Origin of the sequence: Pontibacter chinhatensis (genome assembly GCF_900113285.1) — a bacterium.
GTDB classification, from domain to species: domain Bacteria; phylum Bacteroidota; class Bacteroidia; order Cytophagales; family Hymenobacteraceae; genus Pontibacter; species Pontibacter chinhatensis.
The window spans coordinates 339679-357045 of record NZ_FOOT01000005.1 but is presented as its reverse complement, the minus strand read 5'-3'; the positions used below and the strand labels follow the sequence as shown (position 1 = coordinate 357045).

The window sequence follows — 17367 nt, the reverse complement described above, 5'->3', positions numbered from 1 at the left end:
CATAGAGAATGAAAAGGCACTAAAGTCATATACTTAAAGTATAATTATTTGTTTATAATTTATAAATTATATTTGTCAGAATTTTTTTGGAGTATATAAGTATACTACCAAATTGGAACTCTAAGACTCAGCATTGATGGGGATGCTGTAATTTTGGGATATATGAGGGGCAACAATACTTGTGTATATCTTTTCTATATGTGTTATAGTCTGCTCCTGGTCAAACCGACGAGCATTCCTTAAACCTAGCTGTATTTGTCTTTCCCGATTATCGGGAGACAAGGATAGTACTTCTTCTACTACATTAGCCGCTTCGAGGCTCCAGTGAGCAATCCCCCCTTCCTCTGTAGGATAAATAGGAATAAAGAAGCCAGCCTCTCCTGCAACCTCGGTCATAGGTGCTTTTCGGGTTGTAATAACGGGACACCCACAAGCCATGGCTTCAGCAATCGGCCAGCCAAACCCTTCTGCTATTGACGGGAAAAGTAAAACTTCGGCGCCAGCATATGCCTTTTGGAGCGAGTCATCATTAATATTGCTAAGCCAATGCATGTCATTCTTGAATGGAGATTCAGAATGAGCCTTTATTAAGTGAAGAGAAGGGGCATTCCCTATTAAGAGAAGTGGTAACTGCTTCCTGCTTAATTTTCGCCAGGCATTATATATTTCTAACACCCCTTGCCGGTTCTTATACCATTCATTCCCTCCCACATGCAGTATATACCCATTAGTTAAATCTAGGCCTGTTAGATCTCCTAACTTTGCTCTTGCCTCAATGACATCCTGAGTTCTAAAGTTGCCGTTAAGCCCGTTGTATACTACTTCGGAAAACACAGGGAGCTTTTTTAGAAGCTTATGCAGTTCCTTTCGTGTCTCATGAGATACAGAAATAAAATGACTGCCTCTTGTATAGCCCCAGCGAATATAAGCCTGATAGAGTCGCCCAGTCCAGCTTACCTGGTTTACTGGAATTTTACCAAGAGCCGAAAGCTGAGCCAGAAAATCGTGACAGTGGATAACATGATGTCGTTTGGCAACCAAAGGGACCCAAGGTCCTAAGCCGTTATCTGTGAATACAAAAAGGGTATCAGGAGAGCACCGCTTTAATCGCTTCCTTACTTCTATAGGGAAAATTATGAACTGATCTACATAGCCAAGCCACCTGCTCAGGTTAACAGGCACAAGTCTATAAAGCCGGGGCCTTGGCGTCCAAACCTCTACTAGGTGCCCATGCCTCTCCATTCCAGTTGCCAGCATCCGGGTAAAGCGCGGCATGCTCTGTGAACCTAGAAATGATGGATGAGAGAAGAAGACGATGTGCATAGACCAAAGCATTTGTAGTGGTGCCGACTAGGAAAGACTTCTGGTGGAAAGCTTAATTCATAATGACTTCATGCAGCTTTTTTATTTGCCTTAATTCTGGTCATGATACATCTGATATAGGACCTCCTAATGTGCCATATCCTAACAATCTCTGCAAAAGTGAGTTGACCATAAAACGCAGACCATTCGTGGTTAAAATACTTGTACCATACATCATACCCATTGTGAAGCATGAAACCTAAAGGGTCCCATGGTTTGGGAGATCCGATAAAATGCAAAACCATTCTATCAGCAACCTGTGGCTTAGGTGTGTTGGCCTCCCACTGACAATTGAACGCTGGCAGTAATTTCGCAAATTCCCCTGCGCATAGTATGTTTAAGAGAGATTGGTCATGAGAAGGAAGTGCGCCCTGATATTTTTTTGCGATAGCAAGGCACTCATTTTTCACTTGGTTTTGCCTCCATAGCTTTAGATTCAAGAGTAAAACGCCTGCATTAAAATATTCTGTTTCAGGGCACATACCTACCCTATCAATGTAAAATTTGTTTCCCAAGGTATACTTGAACTTCCCTCCCCCCACTGCTGCTAAGATCTGCCCCTCAAAATCAAAATTTTCAAGTTCCAACACATCGACTTCAACTAACAAATCAGAATCGAGATAAAGCACTCTTTCCTCATCAATTATATCGGCTAGCAGTAATCTCCCGTAGGTAGTCCAGTCACCATGCAACGAGGCAAATATTCCAAAATAGTGTTTAGGATCGAAGTCTATATACTGGTATGATCCGGAGAATTTCTCGTCATCTAAGAGCCTCGAAATTCGTTCCTTATCTCCACTTATCATACCAGCGCATAAGAACCATATCCTTAATTTGCTCTGTTCCGAGCAATTCCGAATCAGAGAAGACAATGCTCCTCCAAGCCCTACTAGCCCCAGGCGGTTGATACAGAAAGCTATGTTCATGACGAGTTTACTTTAACTTCAGATCGTTCTTATCAGCCTCTTCTTAATGCTGCTATCATCAGCCCCCCGATTAGTACACTAAATCCTAATGAAGTTGGCTGTGCCCACTGCGCTTGTAAAATGTTCAGGAAACCAAGACTGAGAATCATCCAGGGCAATAAATTACCCTGAACCAGACTTTTATATGAAGCGACTGCAATTTTTATACTTAAGTTTATGCGGAGAAAGATCACAATCAGGCCCATTATAGTACCTAACTCAATAATGATTCTTTCCCACTCCTGATCAGAAATCCGCGCTCCTTGCATCCCCGGTAACAGCATCAACCCGACGTTTGAGCCGAATCCAATCCCATAGCCCCAAAAAGGGAAATCAGTTGATCCTGCTACAGAGTTAACCATACCACCGATATATCTATCTCCTAATACTCCTTGTAATCCGCCCTCTGTTGTATTGGCAGATTCGTAGCGTGCTGAGAATGCTTCTGTAGCGGTTTGGAATAGCTCTACATTACTTAAAAACAGGAGAGTAAAAGTCCCTCCTATCATAATACCCAGAAATTGCTTAAAGAATTTTGGCCTATGGGAGATAGCAAAAAGTGCAAATATGACCGTCACTCCAGCCTGAAAGAATAAGCCGCGACTTATCGATAATGGAATAGCAGCGATGAGGCAGACTGATGCGCAGATTAATAAAATACGGCTAATATCTCTGCGCTCCATCCAAAAATAAAGTACAAAGCAGCCTAGCAAGCTATAGTATAGTGTGTTACCATTTGTGAAAGAGAAGGTACCTGGCGGTCGAAAGAAACCAAGTGCACCTCCGAATCCAGCACCTTCCAGGTCTCCGCCTACCCCTCTATTTACCCATGCTGACTGAGGGCTGTAAAACTGTAAAGTGATAAGCACTGTCATGGGCACAGCCAACCAAAGTAGAAACTTGCCAACCAATACTACATCCTGATAAGTAAAGACCCGCCCTACCACGAAGATTAAGGGCAGGTGCAGTAGATAAACGCGCGCACCATAGATTGCGACTGCAAGGCTACCATGCCCTAAAAAGGCAGCAGTAAATATCCCCAACACCCCAACTAAAACCATTGTTGTAAGGTAGTTGTTAGCCGGAAGTTGACCGCGTTCCCATGTCTTGAATAGTAGCCACAAAGCCAGTGGATCCCGCACAATAAGTAGCGGGGTGGCTAGTTCCGGCAATATCCATTTTCGTAAAGCCCCTTCGAATATCAGTAATAGAATATAAGCCCATACAACACGCTTAAGCAAACTATTACTGCTCACCTCGGTATTGTATAGCAAACGTGCCCCCTGATCCCAAACATTCCCTACAGGGTGTTTCAGTATGCCAGAAGAAGCTATGTCATTGCCCATATCGGATAATATTAATATTCCAAGCGCTCGGTCCAGTAACTACATTACACAAGCCCAAAGTATAATCTCCTGTTTTTAGCTGACAGCAGAAAGCCGGTCCTGGACGGTCGCGACTAATTCCTTCTCATACGCTTCCCACGGCCTTTCTCTAGCAGTTTTTATGGCTTCAATTCCTGCCTTCGCAATTAACTCAGGACACTCAAGCAATTCTTCAATCACCTTTCGGAGCGATTCTGTTGATGAGCTATCTACTAGCCATCCATTTTTACCATGCTGTATAAGGTCAGGCCCGGCAGACCTTTCCGTAGCAATAACTGGTGTGCCTTGCGCCATGGCCTCAGTTATTACTAAACCGAATCCATCGAACAAGGACGGAAAAACCAGTACATCATGGTCAAGCATCAACTTAAGGACTTCTTGGTGACTCAATGAAGGAATCCATTTATGTTTTGCCAAGGCTTTATTTAAAGTATTGCAATCATCAGAAGCCTTTCCGCCTACCAACGTTAAAGTAACTTGGCCTTTAAGCGCTTCAACTGCTGCTAATAGGTTGGCAATGCCTTTCTGCTGCGTCAGCTTTCCCACAAACAATAACTTCAACGGCCTGTTGCCTGACAAATCTGTGTAATCCTTGTAGGGGTTGACTGGAGGGAAGCCGTAAGGGATTATTTTAACAGGTGCAAGATCGCCAGGATACTCCTGAAGCGTTTGAGCAGTGAACCTACTGGCAACAATGATAATGTCTGCCATACGTAGCTCTTCGTCTTTGCGTGAAAGCTTCGCATCCGAATCCTGAAAGCCCGACAATGTATCACTCCATTCAGGCCTTATTTCGTGCTCTGTTTGCAAAAGACGCCTCGCAGCTCTCCAGTATCCCGTAGGTAAGTCATAAAAGCACTGTATCCCATACTTCTTGGCTTCTTTAAAGGAGTAGGCAGCACCATCCTCATATGCATATATCGAGTTGATTCCTTCAGCTTTAGAATGCTTTAACCTCAATGCAACTCGTCTATCCAAGCTTCTATAGACATTATCAACACTGAATACTCCAGACTCATGCTTCATCAAATTTGAAAACCCTGCCTTGGTTGAGGCGATTCTGCCAAGTTCTATCCATGGATAGGTCCTAGTCAGCGGTTTTAATGATGTGCTAAAGCGTCTCCTGCGAATCTCTGAGAGTGCCCCAATGGCTCCTAATCTGTCTAGCATCTCTCCAGGGAATGAGGCAAAGGATGTATGAAATTCTTTAAGCAAATTAGCCCGTGCCAACCCATTGGCTGCAGCCCGCACATTTGCATTACCAGTTGGATGTAGGAGTAGCACACTCATTCCAATCGAATTTTTCGAAACTATTAACCCAGGAGCCAGGCGCGGTTGGCAGCAAGAAACTCACACGGATTATAGTTCAGCCTTTCACACCTTTTCTTTTGAATTGTCTTGGCAGGATTTCCAACTACAATGGCACCTGGTTCTACAGACTTACTTACCACTGAACGAGCACCGACAACCGCTCCGCGACCTATATGCACCCCGGGCAAAATTAAAGCTCCGGTCCCGATCCAAGCATAGTCATCAATCACTACCTCACTTTTAATAAGACCCCAACCAGGATCGGCTATATCATGGGAAGCAGTTAGAATCTCAACACCATCGTTAATGCAGACTCTCTCCCCTACTTTAACCGGAGCATGAAGCGCCATGTATACACGGCCGATAAAAGTATATGGCCCGACCGAAAGAAAGCTTTTATGGCCATCAGCTCTAAGCAAGCCAATCTCAGCGGTATGGTGTATACTTGCCCCAAGACGCGTGAATTTTGTACGTCTCCAGTTTAGCTGTAACAACTCAGGGAGGGAGAGCAAACGTTTAGCCCATGTCCTGAAGAAATTACTTGTCCTGACAGGATACCTTATTCGGTTGGACCAAAGAAAAGCCAAGCTTGCCATACGATTTATACATTTAAGTTAAACTTTGCCCTGGATAGCACTTATAAACTGCTGCGAAACCATCTCAAGACCATTGGTATCAGAACAATATGCATCGGCAGATAAGCACTTCGCCAAGTTCCCTTTTCTGTATTCGGACACACCTAAGGGCTGCTTCAAATTATTTATACCTGCTGGCTTCCATAGAGCTGAGACGCAGATAACTGGTAGCCCATGCTCTTTCATAGCCATGACGGAGCCGCTCTTATCAGCAAGTGCAAGTGGTGTAGTGGATATACCAACTGAAGCTCTGGACAACATCCCTGAGATTACCTCGGGAGGCTGCTGTCCCAAATTCTGTACATCTGCTCCAATTGATCGAAAAACTTCTTCCCAGTTCCTCTGCTCATCTCCACATTTACCAACCATGAATAACCGAACTTGCATACTGTTTACTTTTGCATACTCCTGTACCTCATTCGCAAAATCTTTGACAGGCGCATTGTAGTGTATGGCACCAAAAAGTATAAAGGACAATTCACCTGTGCCTCTATAGCTAACAGCTGTTTTTTCTTTATTAGGGTTAACCAAAGGGATATTCGAAAACAAAGGAAGAAGTTTAACATCATACCCTAACTTGGCTAATAGAATCTGATACGCTTCCGTTTGCGTTTGAATAATCTCCGGCTTTAAGTCTGCAAGCAGAGTCTGAATCATAAGCCTTTGCAGCCAACCCCATACTTTATACTTCACTGGTGCCCCCTCATTCATCCCAACCCAAAGCTCATGAAACATGATATGCAACTGCCTTGCTTTCCTGATTGAATTTAGCTGATGACTCAGCCTGTAAGGCAATCCTTTGGCGTGGTATGCAAATGGCACAAACTGCAGGCTTATGCAATCTGGTTTAAAATGTTCGAGCCATAATGACGCTTGCTCCATACACTCCTCCCTGCCTAAGCCGGCCGGAATACGCAAAACGGGAATATCTATACTTCCATCCTTCTGATTACCGATCAATGTATCCGGTATATTTAAGTCGCGCAATGACATGATAAAAGCCTGATGTCCTTGCCGCACAAGCTCTCCTGCCATCCTGCGTGTATAATCTCCCACACCGTCACGGCCAGGTTCAAGAGAGCCACATATAAAAGCTATTCTCATACTTGAAGCTTACTCTCATTTATTACTGATGGAATACTAGCCTTTGTCCTTCTTAAATCAACCAGATACTTGGGCTATAAATCTATTTGCTACTGCTTTAGTAGTATAACCGGAAACCCATTTATACTGAGCCTCCTGAATCGATTCTAACTCACCAATAGTCTTGCGCCTGATCTTAGCAACCAAATCTTCCTTATCAGTATAGGGAATACAGTTTGTCTCATCAAGATCCAGAGGAGCGCACACGTTACTCTTGCTGTTCAAATTTTTGAAACACAGAATGGCCCCCATAGCGGCATATTCATAGTGCCTTAGACAGTCCCACCCTGCTCTTCTAGTCGTAATACCAAACCTGGAGCCCTTTATGTCTTGGTAGTACTGGTATTGGTTTTCAAACGATGGTAGCCATTTGCCTACCTCCACTGCTTTCCGATTAGGGAAGAGACAATCAAGTTCAGGGTCTACATTATAATCGACGAAATCTTTAATCTTACTTCGGTAGGGTATGTACTCAATTATTTCTTCCGGCACGGACATCGTGATTGTATAAAACCTATTCTTAGGCCTCCGTAGGAAAACTGAAAAAATGGCATTTAATGAAGCATATTTCTCTTTGGCAAAACCATACAGCTCCGCTGAATTACTATACTCCCGTTTAAAATACTGAGCACCCTTTGTGCTGTAAAGAAACGACCAAGGCCTTACCCTCAGGTTGAAGAAAAAGTTAAAGTATGGAAAAAGTGTAGCAATGTCATATCCATCTACAATACAAAGAGCCCCTCTTCTTTCCGCGCTTACCGATTTATATATAAAATTAAAAAGGTCGCACTGCTCGAAAATGTCGCTGAATATTATGAGATCATATTGGTCAATGTCCGCCTGCCAATATGTTCTCCTCCCTTGCACGCGCTTGTCCTCTTGTAACAAACCATACAAAGTATTTCCCTTGCTACCTGTCTTATATAAATCTTCAAATGTTGCATCCTTGTACATATAGTTCATCCTCGGCACATCTACCACCATTATACCCGGAATAGCGTGAAGCCCATGGAATAAGCCATCGGTTACATAGTTCGGAATATTGGCATTAAGAAATAATATCTTCACAGGCCTCGAATTAACTTTTAGTCAGGTTATGCTAGTAAAATATTACCATAGGTAGTTAAAAGATTAGGCAGAGGCTGCGGCTTGCACTTCTATTTGGCGCATGCGTTTAACCAAGGAGTAATAAGCCTTTGACACATCTGCCCCTATCTTGTTCCAATTATATTGCTCTGCGAGCAAAGACACCTGTTTGCTATATTTATTAAGTATGGATTTATTACTCAACAACTCAATAACTGTACTTGCGAAACTCTCCACATCCCCTGTCCTGACAAGTAAATCCTCCGGAACAAAATCCGATGGTCCTGGTGATTTATAACAAACAACAGGTATGCCTGCTGCCATCATTTCCAACACACCTATTCCAAAGCTCTCTATATAGGAGGGGAACATACCTACTTGGCAACCTCTCAATAAAGTCCTTAACTCATGAGGGGAAAAAGTAGGAACAACCGTTATTGATGACTGTAGTCGTTTCGGGAAAAAGTCTAAGACTTGCTGCGAGTCTACAAACATTCCTTTTGTGCCAAGAAGCTTGAAAGTACAATCAGGGAGATTTTCCACCACCTTAGACAGGATATGAGGAAAATCTACAGCTCCTTTTCTAAAGTCAAATGTCCCGATGAAGGCTACACATGGCTTTGTTGCTGTTTCCTGATTCAAAGAATGTAATTGAGTTAATTGCTTGGAATCTAGACCGCACGGAATAGTGATAACCTTATCCTCAGGAAAGCCATTTTTGATAAGCACAGCTTTGTCATAATTATTCTGAACCTGAACAATATCAGCCTGCGTCAGTGAAAGCCAGGTTGTTTTGTGATGTTTAGCCTCTGAGGAATCTATATACTTATATAGTATTCTCTTCAATCTGCCTTTCAAATCTAAAGGGAATTGAATATTTTGGAAATGATAAAAGAGCAAGGACGGGCTTGCTACAAACAATGTTTCTTGATAAAACAGGTCTCTTGGATAAGGCAAGGAGTCTCCTTCATACAGAACAACATCATATTTCGCAGCATTAGCTATTAAGTAATTTTTCAATGCATTACTATAGGTTTCCTTGCTATGTAAACTTTGCAGATAACTTTCTTTTAGTCCCAACTCCCGATAGTCGAATAAAGAAGTACGCCAGCCATGATTCTCCATCGCTTTCGCCTGCTCAATCCTGTGCTTTGTCGCCCCCAGTGTAGGCTCTAGTATGATTGGAGAAAATATTGCAAGTCTCATATACCTTGATTATTTACAGTAACCCCTGCCTGTTTAAATCCAACTACGCTGTTAGCAAGATATAATACCAGATTAGTCGAAGCTCCTACAATTGACAAACTTATTACTCCGGTCAGAGTGCTTAGATCGAATAGCAACGCACCAAGTGTGAGAGAAATTAGATTAACAGGAATTTCCCAAACAGGAGTAAATGCAATCCATCCCTTGTAAGAGTTAAGGTTGAAGATAGCACTGGCCGCCAGACTAATAGAGCAGCCAACAAGTATCAAAAACAGTTCATGCGAGAGATGTTGGTATTGCTCCCCTAGCACCCATAAAAAAGCAAAGGGGAACAAGTACGCTAATAGAAGTGTCAGTCCAGTAAAAGCAGAAATCGACATCAACACGAGAACATATATGCTAATCATATTTGCTCTTGCCTGGCACCGTCCAAATGCTGGCCCGATAATGTTAGAGACAAGTGCTAGCAAGACTGTATACACAATAGTAAAGCGTGATAATGCTCCAATTTCGGCCAGGTTAGAAGTAGTCCCCAGTAAACCCAGCAGGAAAATTGAAATCTGCCCTTGAAAAGAAAAAAACAAGGCGTTATGCCAATTGAGCCTAAGGTAACGAAACAGAGAAGATTTATAGTTTGAATTTAGTTCAGCCGACTGATCCCTAATGTGCTTACTCTTCTGCAGTATAAAAAGTGCAGATGCCCAGACACTAAGTATAGTTACTCCGAGCACCGAGTATATGGTAAGGCCAAACTCAAACAGAGTGAAGACGGCTATAATAAGAAATAAGCGACTACCCTGATATAGTACACTAGCTATCTGCACGTTACCTATCTCCTTCCTTAATAGTAAGGCCTGCTGGGTGAAGGACTTATAAACTTCAGGAAATACTATGAGCAGCAGGCCAATAACAAATAAAGTAGTTTGTAAAGGCGAAGCTCCTTGTCGCAGGAGGACGGAAGTGCCGTAAATACTGGTGAAGACAAAGGCTATGATCGTAACCCTAATCCTTATATAAGCCACTGTTCTAAGTAGTGAAGCAAACTTAGTTTTATTTTGCCATACCTTTCCACCTATCGCATTAAAGCCTATCATAATTCCAGAGTCAGAGAGTATGTTGAGCATAGCTTGTATAGAAAATAAAACAGTGTACATAGCATAATCTGCCTTTGGCATTTCTCTGACAAGAAGTATACTTGTTCCGAAGCCAATTATCTGCAAGAGCACTTGCGAACCTAGCACCTTTAAAATTGCCTTAAGCCAGGTAGTCGTAAATTTATTCGCTACAGATTTTATTGGGAGAGACTTGGTTAATCTAAAAACATACATAATCTATTCTTATTATAACCAGCTCTTAATCTTAGTGATAGCTACTGAAGCACTTTAGGAAAGTATAGATTTTTTTCTTTTACTCCCGTACTCCCCATACCCATAACCATATTTATGCCTGCCGTCAGGCTTTGCGTCATTCAGCACGACCATTGGGTGGCTCAACTCTTTGTTTCGATAGATACTTTCGAGTATTGCTATTTGTTCCTTATAAGTATAATTATACCGTATCACATAAATAGTGGAGTCTATCAGACTGCTAAGACAGAACGCATCCGCCACTTGCCCTACGGGTGCAGTATCTATGATGATGTAGTCAAAGCTTTCCTTTAAATTATCAATCATATGGCCTAGTTTAGAGGACATCATCAGTTCAGCAGGATTAGGTGGTATAGAACCGGCACCAATCACAAATAACCCTTCGTTTTCTTCTGAGGCCATGACAATATCATCTAAAATTATGGAGTCGGAAACCAGGTAATCCGAAATACCAAGGCCATGGGGCAATCCTAGATAGCTACATAGGTTAGGGCTTCGTAAATCCAGTTCCAGCAACATGACTTTCTTCCCTGTCAATGCCATAGTTGCCCCAAGGTTTACACTGAAGAAAGTTTTCCCCTCTCCGCTCATACCAGATGTAACAAGTATAACCTTATTCTCCTTGTCCACCGCTGCAAAATGAAGCTTGGCTCGAATAAGCCGAAACATCTCCACGATTGGGGAGCGATTGCCAGCCGTAACTACAAGTGCCTCTCCCGAAGTGTTATGAACCAGTTCGCCGATTATGGGGGCACCTGTCAGTAACTCAACATCTTTCAGTGTTTGTATTTTTGTGTTGAGTAAATTATAGACAAAGATGCCAGCAAATGGTACAGCTAATCCTAATAAGATTGACATGAGGTAAATATTCCGTTTATTAGGGCTTATAGGGTAGTCTGTAGCAATAGCCGGATCAACAATCCTTGTATTAGAGATACTTGCAGCCAAGGATATAGCCGCTTCCTCTCGTTTTTGAAGCAGGTACAGGTACAGGTTCTGTTTTATAGCCTGCTCCCTGTTGATCTCTAGCAACTCCCTCTCCATAGAAGGCACTTTACTTATCTTCGATTTGTATTGACCAGAGCTTGCCTTTAGGTTATTGCTTGTGATGATGAGCCCTTTCTTTATATTCCTTAGGTTTTCAATTATATTAGTCCGGAGATCCTCTAACTGCTCGTTAATATTTTGGACCAGAGGGTTGTTCGGAAAGGCATTTCTTAGAAGGCGCTCACGCTCTAATTGCAACTCATTGAACCTTGCTATCAAACCAGCAAGTGTAGGATCTTGAATGGTTAGCGTACTAGGAACCATCTTATACTGGTTATTATTGCTTCCTAAGTACTCTTCAATTGACTCTAATATGTCTATCTGTATAGCCCACTCTGAAAGCTTGTTATTATACCCTGCGGCTTGCTCCAAATACTGCGAAGCCAGTGAACTTACATCTGTCAGCTCATTTTGACGTTTATAATCTTCAACATTTTTCTCTACGTCTGACAACTCTGTGGTAATATATTTTAGACGCTCATCCAGAAACTCGATGGTGTTTGCTGCCTGCAGGTTCTTATCCTCAATTGCCTCATTATTATATACTTCAATAAGCTTATTGATGATGTTTATACCCTTCTCCGGCAATGGGTCTACCAAGCTGATCTCCAATACACTGGCATCATCACGCTTAGGTAAAATATACAGCACTTGGTTATAGTGCTGTGCAACTTTCTTCAGATCCTGAAAAACAACCTGAATCTTTTTACCTGCCCAATTTTGTCCGGCGTTATTAGGTGCAGTTACGATAGTGAAAGCACCATAGGGCCTGTTAACCTGTTGGCCAAATCTGTTAGATGTTACTTTACCAGAGTCTTCTTCAAGAAGGTAAGTGTTGTTCGATTTTAGATGAATGAACACTGACTTACCATAGGCTGTCGAGTCAAACCGGCTGATAAGAACACTGATTGGCACATCCCTCCCATAAATCTCTGTGCTCTTCACGCGCCCTTCAACTAAGTAGCCCACAGACAGGTTAAGCTCACTGACTACACGCTGCATGAGGCTTAAAGAATAAAGTACTTCTATTTCATTATTGATATTCTTCGCAGACTTATTGATACTTATGTCTCCCAATGCGCCTACATCAGGACCGTTTTCACTACCCTTTAACAGAATAGTACTAGTTATACTATATTGCGGGATGGTATAATACAAACAGTATAGATAAGCTCCGCCAAAACCTAACACTCCCCCCACTAAAAAGAGATACCAGAACTTCGCATATTGGTTGATAATTTCCCTAATATTCTTAGCCTGTGGCTGCTCAGATTTGAGCGGGAAAAGTTCATTTTCTCTCATAGCTTTCTGCTCCTAAAATACCTGTGTTACAAGTATGGTCACTACAGACAATAGAGCTAATCCAACAGAGAGTCCAAATTGAAAATTAGCGCGCCCGGGGCTAACCTGTACAGCTTTTACTTTATCCGGCTCTACATAAACGATATCGTTTTGTTGTAAATAGAAGTACGGGGAGTTAAGCACCTCTTTGTTGTTTAAATTCACCCTTGATGTTATGCGTTTGCCATCCTGTTCCCTTAAAATCAACACATTCTCGCGCTTACCGTAAGGCGTCATGTCACCTGCAAGCCCTAGCGCTTCCAGTACATTTATCCGCTCATGCGGCACAGTGAACGTAGAAGGATTGTTTACCTCGCCAATGACAGTGATTTTAAAATTCATATACCTCATATCAACAATCGGATCTCGGGCGTATTTACTTAAAACTGAAGTTAGTCTCTCCTTAGCCTCCTCTTTTGTAAGCCCTGCCAAGTGTACCTTTCCTAGTACCGGGATAAGTACATATCCATTTTTGTCCACTTGGTAACCAACCGGCTTTACGGATGCGCTCGGGTTATTTCCTCCACCTCCCCCAACCTGAATGATACCACTGTTGAACATTACATTTGACTCAGCACTAAGGCTAGTAATTGTAATATCCAGAATATCATTTACCTGAATTCTGGGCTCAACATCATTAGTGATCTCTTCTTCCTTTGTCTCCTGTTCTCTTAAATCACTTAGGTATGTTAAATTCCTGGGTGAGCAAGCAATCAGAAACAGTAGGCAGCAAAAAGAAAGGGCTTTGGAAATCATAAAACGTGTGTTAGCAGTCACTAAAACTATTTTATGTCATATACGACATTAATAAAATATTAATCATAATTTTTGTTACTTTTTTTATAAAGCACCAAATCATTCCGAATATGTGAGCAACATATGCATATACCTTTGGCTAGTATTATTAAAAAAAAGCTTAAAACAATACTATTATGCAGAAATAATAACACATCACCCAAATAAGTACATCCTATGTTATATAATAGTAAGATTTGCAATTCTGTCTCAGAATACTTACTATATACGGGTCCCTTAATCTGGCTGTAACATTGATTTGCTCATAGTAACTGCAAGTACTTCCTGTGTGAAGCATTCAGTCACAAATTTTATCTCCTCTTGCTTCATCGGTACATAGAGAGGCAGAATAATTGAATTATCCTGTAAATCCTCTGAGACAGGAAGCGAGACATCGGTCGCATACTCTTTATAGGCTGTTTCCCGATGTGTATTCATAATACCCCGTCTGGTAGCTATACCTCTATCCAGCAGCTTTTGCATCAAGGTATTTCTACTTACTGCAGCTGTGTCTTTCAGATAAATACTATAGGATTGGTAGTTGCTAAAATAGCCATCATACTCCTGTGGCAATCGAATTGAATCAATATCTTTAAATGCCTGATCATAAGCCGCCGCGATTTTTCTGCGTTCTTCAACAATCCAGTCCAGCTTCTCGAGTTGCTTAATACCTACTGCAGCTTGTATATCAGTCATGCGGTAGTTATACCCAAGCTCCACATGGTCTTCAAAAATTATTCTGCTAGCCTCATGGCGAACCCGATCGTTAACAGACATGCCGTGCTGCCTTAACAGCTTCAGCCTATTATAGTAATCTTCCCGGTTCGTTGTAATCATACCTCCATCACCTGTTGAAATCACTTTTCTGGGATGAAAAGAAAAGCATACTAGCTCAGAATGAGAACCTATTTTTGCTCCTTTATAAGCCGAGCCAGCTGCACAGGCAGCATCTTCTAGAAGTTTGAGGTTATACCTGCCGCATAAGTCTTTAAAGGCATCAATATCTGCAGGCATACCTATCTGATGCACGAGAAGTATGGCTTTAGTTCTGTCTGTAATTCTTGCTTCAGCATCAGCTGCATCGAGGTTATAGGTGTCCGGTTCTACCTCCGCAAATACGGGCGTGGCACCTACATACCTGATGGCATTGGCTGTTGCGATATAACTCATGGAGGGACAAATCACCTCGTCACCTGGGCCAATGCCGGCAACTATCATAGCAAGATGCAAGGCAGTTGTGCAGTTCGAAACAGCTACAGCATACTTGGCGCCTGTATACGCAGCAAATTTCTCTTCGAACTCCTGCACCTTTGGCCCCTGCGTAATCCAACCTGATAAGATGGTATCATAAGCCGCCTGGGCTTCTTCCTCTGTTAAGTAAGGTTTTGCGATAGGTATCATATGCTAAATGTTGTTTCCTGCTTTCTCTCAAAATACCACTTGCTCAATTCAGCCAATCCTTCTTCTAAGCTTATTGTAGGCTCAAAGTGGAGCAGATCTCGTATTTTGCTATTGTCTGCCAATCTTCTGCTTACCGGGTTCACCGTGTTTTCCTCCCTGTGTTCAGGTATTAAGGATGAGTTATTTACCTTCAGAAGTATCTCAAGCAGTTCCTTCAAACTTGTTTCCTTACAGTTGCCAACGTTAAAAACCTCATCTGTCACCCCTGATAGCAATGCGGCTACATTCGCTTTGGCTACATCCCTGACGTACACAAAATCCATGGTGGTACTCCCATCCCCGTAGATTAAAGGGGCCCTGTTTTCCCGAATGCAGTCCAGCCACCGAATCATCACTTCGGTATACTTACCGTCCGTATCCATGCGGGCGCCATACACATTAAAATAGCGCAGTGCCACATAGTCCAGGCCATACATGAACTTAAAGCTTCGGAACAACTGCTCTCCCCATAATTTGGCTCCCCCATAGAAGGTTTGGTTATCATAAGGGTTGTCTGTTTCCGGTGTAGGGAAGTGCTGCGCCAATCCATACACCGAAGCACTGGAGCTATAGATTACTTTTTTCACTTTATACTTAGCACACAACTCCGCCAGGTTAAAAGTAGCTCCCAACATTACTTCAAAACCTTCCCGGGGATTTGCAGCGCAGGCATTTATCCGTAGGGCCGCCATATGGAAGACATAGTCTGTACCTTCAACACATTTTTCCAGTATAGTAATATCTCTTACATCCTCTTCCACAAACTCCACCACCGGGTTGTGGATGAAGGAGCTCATATTGTCGATGCTTCCGCGTATGAGATTATCCAGAATAATTACTTTGGCCGGCTCGTACTGCAGCAGTTCTTCAACTACGTACGAACCTATAAAACCTGCGCCGCCTGTTACCAGGATGCGACTGTTCTTTATTTTGTTATGCATGGGCTTGGTTGTTTATGCTGAGTACAATAATTCCGGTGATGATGAGGATGAAACCTACGAAAGAAAGCATCGATAGCCTATCCTGAAACAGATAGTAGCCAACACCTATCGTAAGTATAAAATTTATACCTGTGGCAATAGGTATGATAAGCGAGAAGTTATTTGTAGATAAGGCCTTAAAAAAAGCAAGAGCTGAAAAAACAATTAATATAAAAGCAGCCACAAATGGTAGGTTTAACATGAGCCTTAACCACTCTCCTATTGTCTCCAGGCTCTTTCCTTTAAGTTGATATTTGATTAATGCGGCTCCTGACACGTTGAAAGCAGCATACAGCAGGATATATAAGATTGTTTTGCTCATTTGTATACATCTAAAAGTACGTTACCCACATGCGAAGGCTCCACCGCCTCTTCTACTACCTCATCAATTACAAAAACAGGTCTCTTCCTACTGGCATCAAGGGTTCTCCATAAGTATTCTGCAATAATACCTAGTGAAATGTTCGTAATGCCAAACCCTACCATTAGGATGGATAGCAGTGCTGGCCAGCCAGTGGCTAAATCATCAAAAAATATCTTCCGGAAAATAATATAACCTGACCAGGCAATACCCAGCATAAAGAAGACTATTCCAATAAATGACACTAGCCGAATCGGGGCAAAGGAAAACGCTACAAAGGAGTCAATCAAAAGCTTTATCTTCTTAGATAAAGTCCATTTTGACTTCCCGGCTAATCGTTGTCTCTTGTCATATGTAATACCTGATTGCTTGAAACCAAAATTCAGAATCTGTATAAACACTGAAGAATTGTTCTCGATACCGTTATCCAAGCATGCCTTCACTTTTTTGCTGAACATGACTATATCAAACCCTTTTTTGGGGAAGTTTGGGACTGCGTAGTTGCGCATCAGCATTGCATAAGCTGATGAGAAAAGCTTCTCAGAAGTGGACACCGCTGTTGAGTTTCTGAATGCCCAAGCTATATCAACTCTTTTACTTTCTATTTCTTCATACAGCCGGCTTACCAACGTGAGAGGGTCCTGTAAATCAGCGTACATGAATGTGATATAGTCACCTTGTGCCTTCTGAATGCCCGCTCGCAAGGCGGCGTGCGAACCGAAGTTTCTGGAAAAGCTTATGATCTTGTACGTATAGGCATGATGCGGAGCTTCTCTCAGTCTTTCCATTGTGGCATCAGACGAGCCATCGTTCACAAAGACAACCTCAGTAGAGAACCTAGGCTCGTCGTGGAAGTATGAATTCAATTCAGAAACCAGATGATGTATGTTCTCCTCCTCGTTGTAGACTGGTATAATCACCGATACTTTTGCCATGCCACTGG

15 protein-coding genes are annotated in these 17367 nt (G+C 42.3%); all 15 read right to left on the bottom strand.

What is annotated here, in order from left to right:
- Positions 1-120: 120 nt before the first annotated feature.
- Positions 121-1323, bottom strand: a complete 1203-nt coding sequence (locus tag BM040_RS15855) for a glycosyltransferase (protein WP_092103561.1) — start codon at positions 1321-1323, stop codon at positions 121-123.
- Positions 1324-1391: 68 nt separating this feature from the next.
- Positions 1392-2288, bottom strand: coding sequence for a glycosyltransferase family 8 protein (locus tag BM040_RS15850; protein ID WP_092103559.1), 897 nt, complete (start codon positions 2286-2288; stop codon positions 1392-1394).
- 32 nt (positions 2289-2320) lie between these two features.
- On the bottom strand, positions 2321-3673 hold the full coding sequence (locus BM040_RS15845; protein ID WP_139217828.1) for a hypothetical protein: 1353 nt from the start codon (positions 3671-3673) through the stop codon (positions 2321-2323).
- 75 nt (positions 3674-3748) lie between these two features.
- Positions 3749-4882: a glycosyltransferase family 4 protein gene (locus BM040_RS15840; RefSeq protein WP_245756252.1), complete on the bottom strand. Its 1134-nt coding sequence runs from the start codon at positions 4880-4882 to the stop codon at positions 3749-3751.
- A 143-nt stretch (positions 4883-5025) separates the two neighbouring features.
- Positions 5026-5619 carry an acyltransferase gene (locus BM040_RS22140; protein WP_092103553.1) on the bottom strand — a complete coding sequence of 198 codons (594 nt, stop codon included), beginning with the start codon at positions 5617-5619 and terminating at the stop codon, positions 5026-5028.
- Between the two features lie 18 nt (positions 5620-5637).
- Complete coding sequence (locus BM040_RS15830) at positions 5638-6762, bottom strand: glycosyltransferase family protein (protein WP_139217827.1); 1125 nt, start codon at positions 6760-6762, stop codon at positions 5638-5640.
- Between the two features lie 57 nt (positions 6763-6819).
- On the bottom strand, positions 6820-7869 hold the full coding sequence (locus BM040_RS15825) for a hypothetical protein (protein WP_092103549.1): 1050 nt from the start codon (positions 7867-7869) through the stop codon (positions 6820-6822).
- A gap of 63 nt (positions 7870-7932) precedes the next feature.
- Positions 7933-9093: a glycosyltransferase family 4 protein gene (locus BM040_RS15820; protein ID WP_092103547.1), complete on the bottom strand. Its 1161-nt coding sequence runs from the start codon at positions 9091-9093 to the stop codon at positions 7933-7935.
- The gene (locus BM040_RS15815; protein WP_092103545.1) at positions 9090-10421 is read right to left on the bottom strand and encodes a lipopolysaccharide biosynthesis protein; all 1332 of its coding nucleotides are present in this window, start codon (positions 10419-10421) and stop codon (positions 9090-9092) included. The genes BM040_RS15820 and BM040_RS15815 overlap by 4 nt, the downstream gene beginning before the upstream one ends.
- 54 nt (positions 10422-10475) lie before the next feature.
- Positions 10476-12809, bottom strand: coding sequence for a GumC family protein (locus tag BM040_RS15810; RefSeq protein WP_092103543.1), 2334 nt, complete (start codon positions 12807-12809; stop codon positions 10476-10478).
- A 12-nt stretch (positions 12810-12821) separates the two neighbouring features.
- Complete coding sequence (locus BM040_RS15805; protein ID WP_092103541.1) at positions 12822-13604, bottom strand: polysaccharide biosynthesis/export family protein; 783 nt, start codon at positions 13602-13604, stop codon at positions 12822-12824.
- Between the two features lie 276 nt (positions 13605-13880).
- Positions 13881-15044 (bottom strand): DegT/DnrJ/EryC1/StrS family aminotransferase, encoded by a 1164-nt coding sequence (locus BM040_RS15800; protein ID WP_092103539.1) that lies wholly within the window; start codon positions 15042-15044, stop codon positions 13881-13883.
- Positions 15041-16024: an NAD-dependent epimerase/dehydratase family protein gene (locus BM040_RS15795; RefSeq protein WP_175491091.1), complete on the bottom strand. Its 984-nt coding sequence runs from the start codon at positions 16022-16024 to the stop codon at positions 15041-15043. Before BM040_RS15795 ends, BM040_RS15800 begins: the two co-directional genes overlap by 4 nt.
- Entirely contained in the window at positions 16017-16385 is a 369-nt protein-coding gene (locus tag BM040_RS15790) for a DMT family transporter (protein ID WP_092103537.1), read from the bottom strand. Before BM040_RS15790 ends, BM040_RS15795 begins: the two co-directional genes overlap by 8 nt.
- The gene (locus BM040_RS15785) at positions 16382-17359 is read right to left on the bottom strand and encodes a glycosyltransferase (RefSeq protein WP_092103536.1); all 978 of its coding nucleotides are present in this window, start codon (positions 17357-17359) and stop codon (positions 16382-16384) included. Before BM040_RS15785 ends, BM040_RS15790 begins: the two co-directional genes overlap by 4 nt.
- Between the last annotated feature and the right edge of the window lie 8 nt (positions 17360-17367).

Excerpts from the sequence above, each read along its gene's own strand:
- BM040_RS15810 (WP_092103543.1), bottom strand. The coding sequence starts at position 12,809 with ATGAGAGAAAATGAACTTTTCCCGCTCAAATCTGAGCAGCCACAGGCT.
- BM040_RS15840 (WP_245756252.1), bottom strand. The coding sequence starts at position 4,882 with ATGCTAGACAGATTAGGAGCCATTGGGGCACTCTCAGAGATTCGCAGG.
- BM040_RS15830 (WP_139217827.1), bottom strand. The coding sequence starts at position 6,762 with ATGAGAATAGCTTTTATATGTGGCTCTCTTGAACCTGGCCGTGACGGT.
- BM040_RS15850 (WP_092103559.1), bottom strand. The coding sequence starts at position 2,288 with ATGAACATAGCTTTCTGTATCAACCGCCTGGGGCTAGTAGGGCTTGGA.
- BM040_RS15790 (WP_092103537.1), bottom strand. The coding sequence starts at position 16,385 with ATGAGCAAAACAATCTTATATATCCTGCTGTATGCTGCTTTCAACGTG.
- BM040_RS15815 (WP_092103545.1), bottom strand. The coding sequence starts at position 10,421 with ATGTATGTTTTTAGATTAACCAAGTCTCTCCCAATAAAATCTGTAGCG.
- BM040_RS15845 (WP_139217828.1), bottom strand. The coding sequence starts at position 3,673 with ATGGGCAATGACATAGCTTCTTCTGGCATACTGAAACACCCTGTAGGG.
- BM040_RS15800 (WP_092103539.1), bottom strand. The coding sequence starts at position 15,044 with ATGATACCTATCGCAAAACCTTACTTAACAGAGGAAGAAGCCCAGGCG.
- BM040_RS15785 (WP_092103536.1), bottom strand. The coding sequence starts at position 17,359 with ATGGCAAAAGTATCGGTGATTATACCAGTCTACAACGAGGAGGAGAAC.
- BM040_RS15855 (WP_092103561.1), bottom strand. The coding sequence starts at position 1,323 with ATGCACATCGTCTTCTTCTCTCATCCATCATTTCTAGGTTCACAGAGC.
- BM040_RS15795 (WP_175491091.1), bottom strand. The coding sequence starts at position 16,024 with ATGCATAACAAAATAAAGAACAGTCGCATCCTGGTAACAGGCGGCGCA.
- BM040_RS22140 (WP_092103553.1), bottom strand. The coding sequence starts at position 5,619 with ATGGCAAGCTTGGCTTTTCTTTGGTCCAACCGAATAAGGTATCCTGTC.
- BM040_RS15820 (WP_092103547.1), bottom strand. The coding sequence starts at position 9,093 with ATGAGACTTGCAATATTTTCTCCAATCATACTAGAGCCTACACTGGGG.
- BM040_RS15805 (WP_092103541.1), bottom strand. The coding sequence starts at position 13,604 with ATGATTTCCAAAGCCCTTTCTTTTTGCTGCCTACTGTTTCTGATTGCT.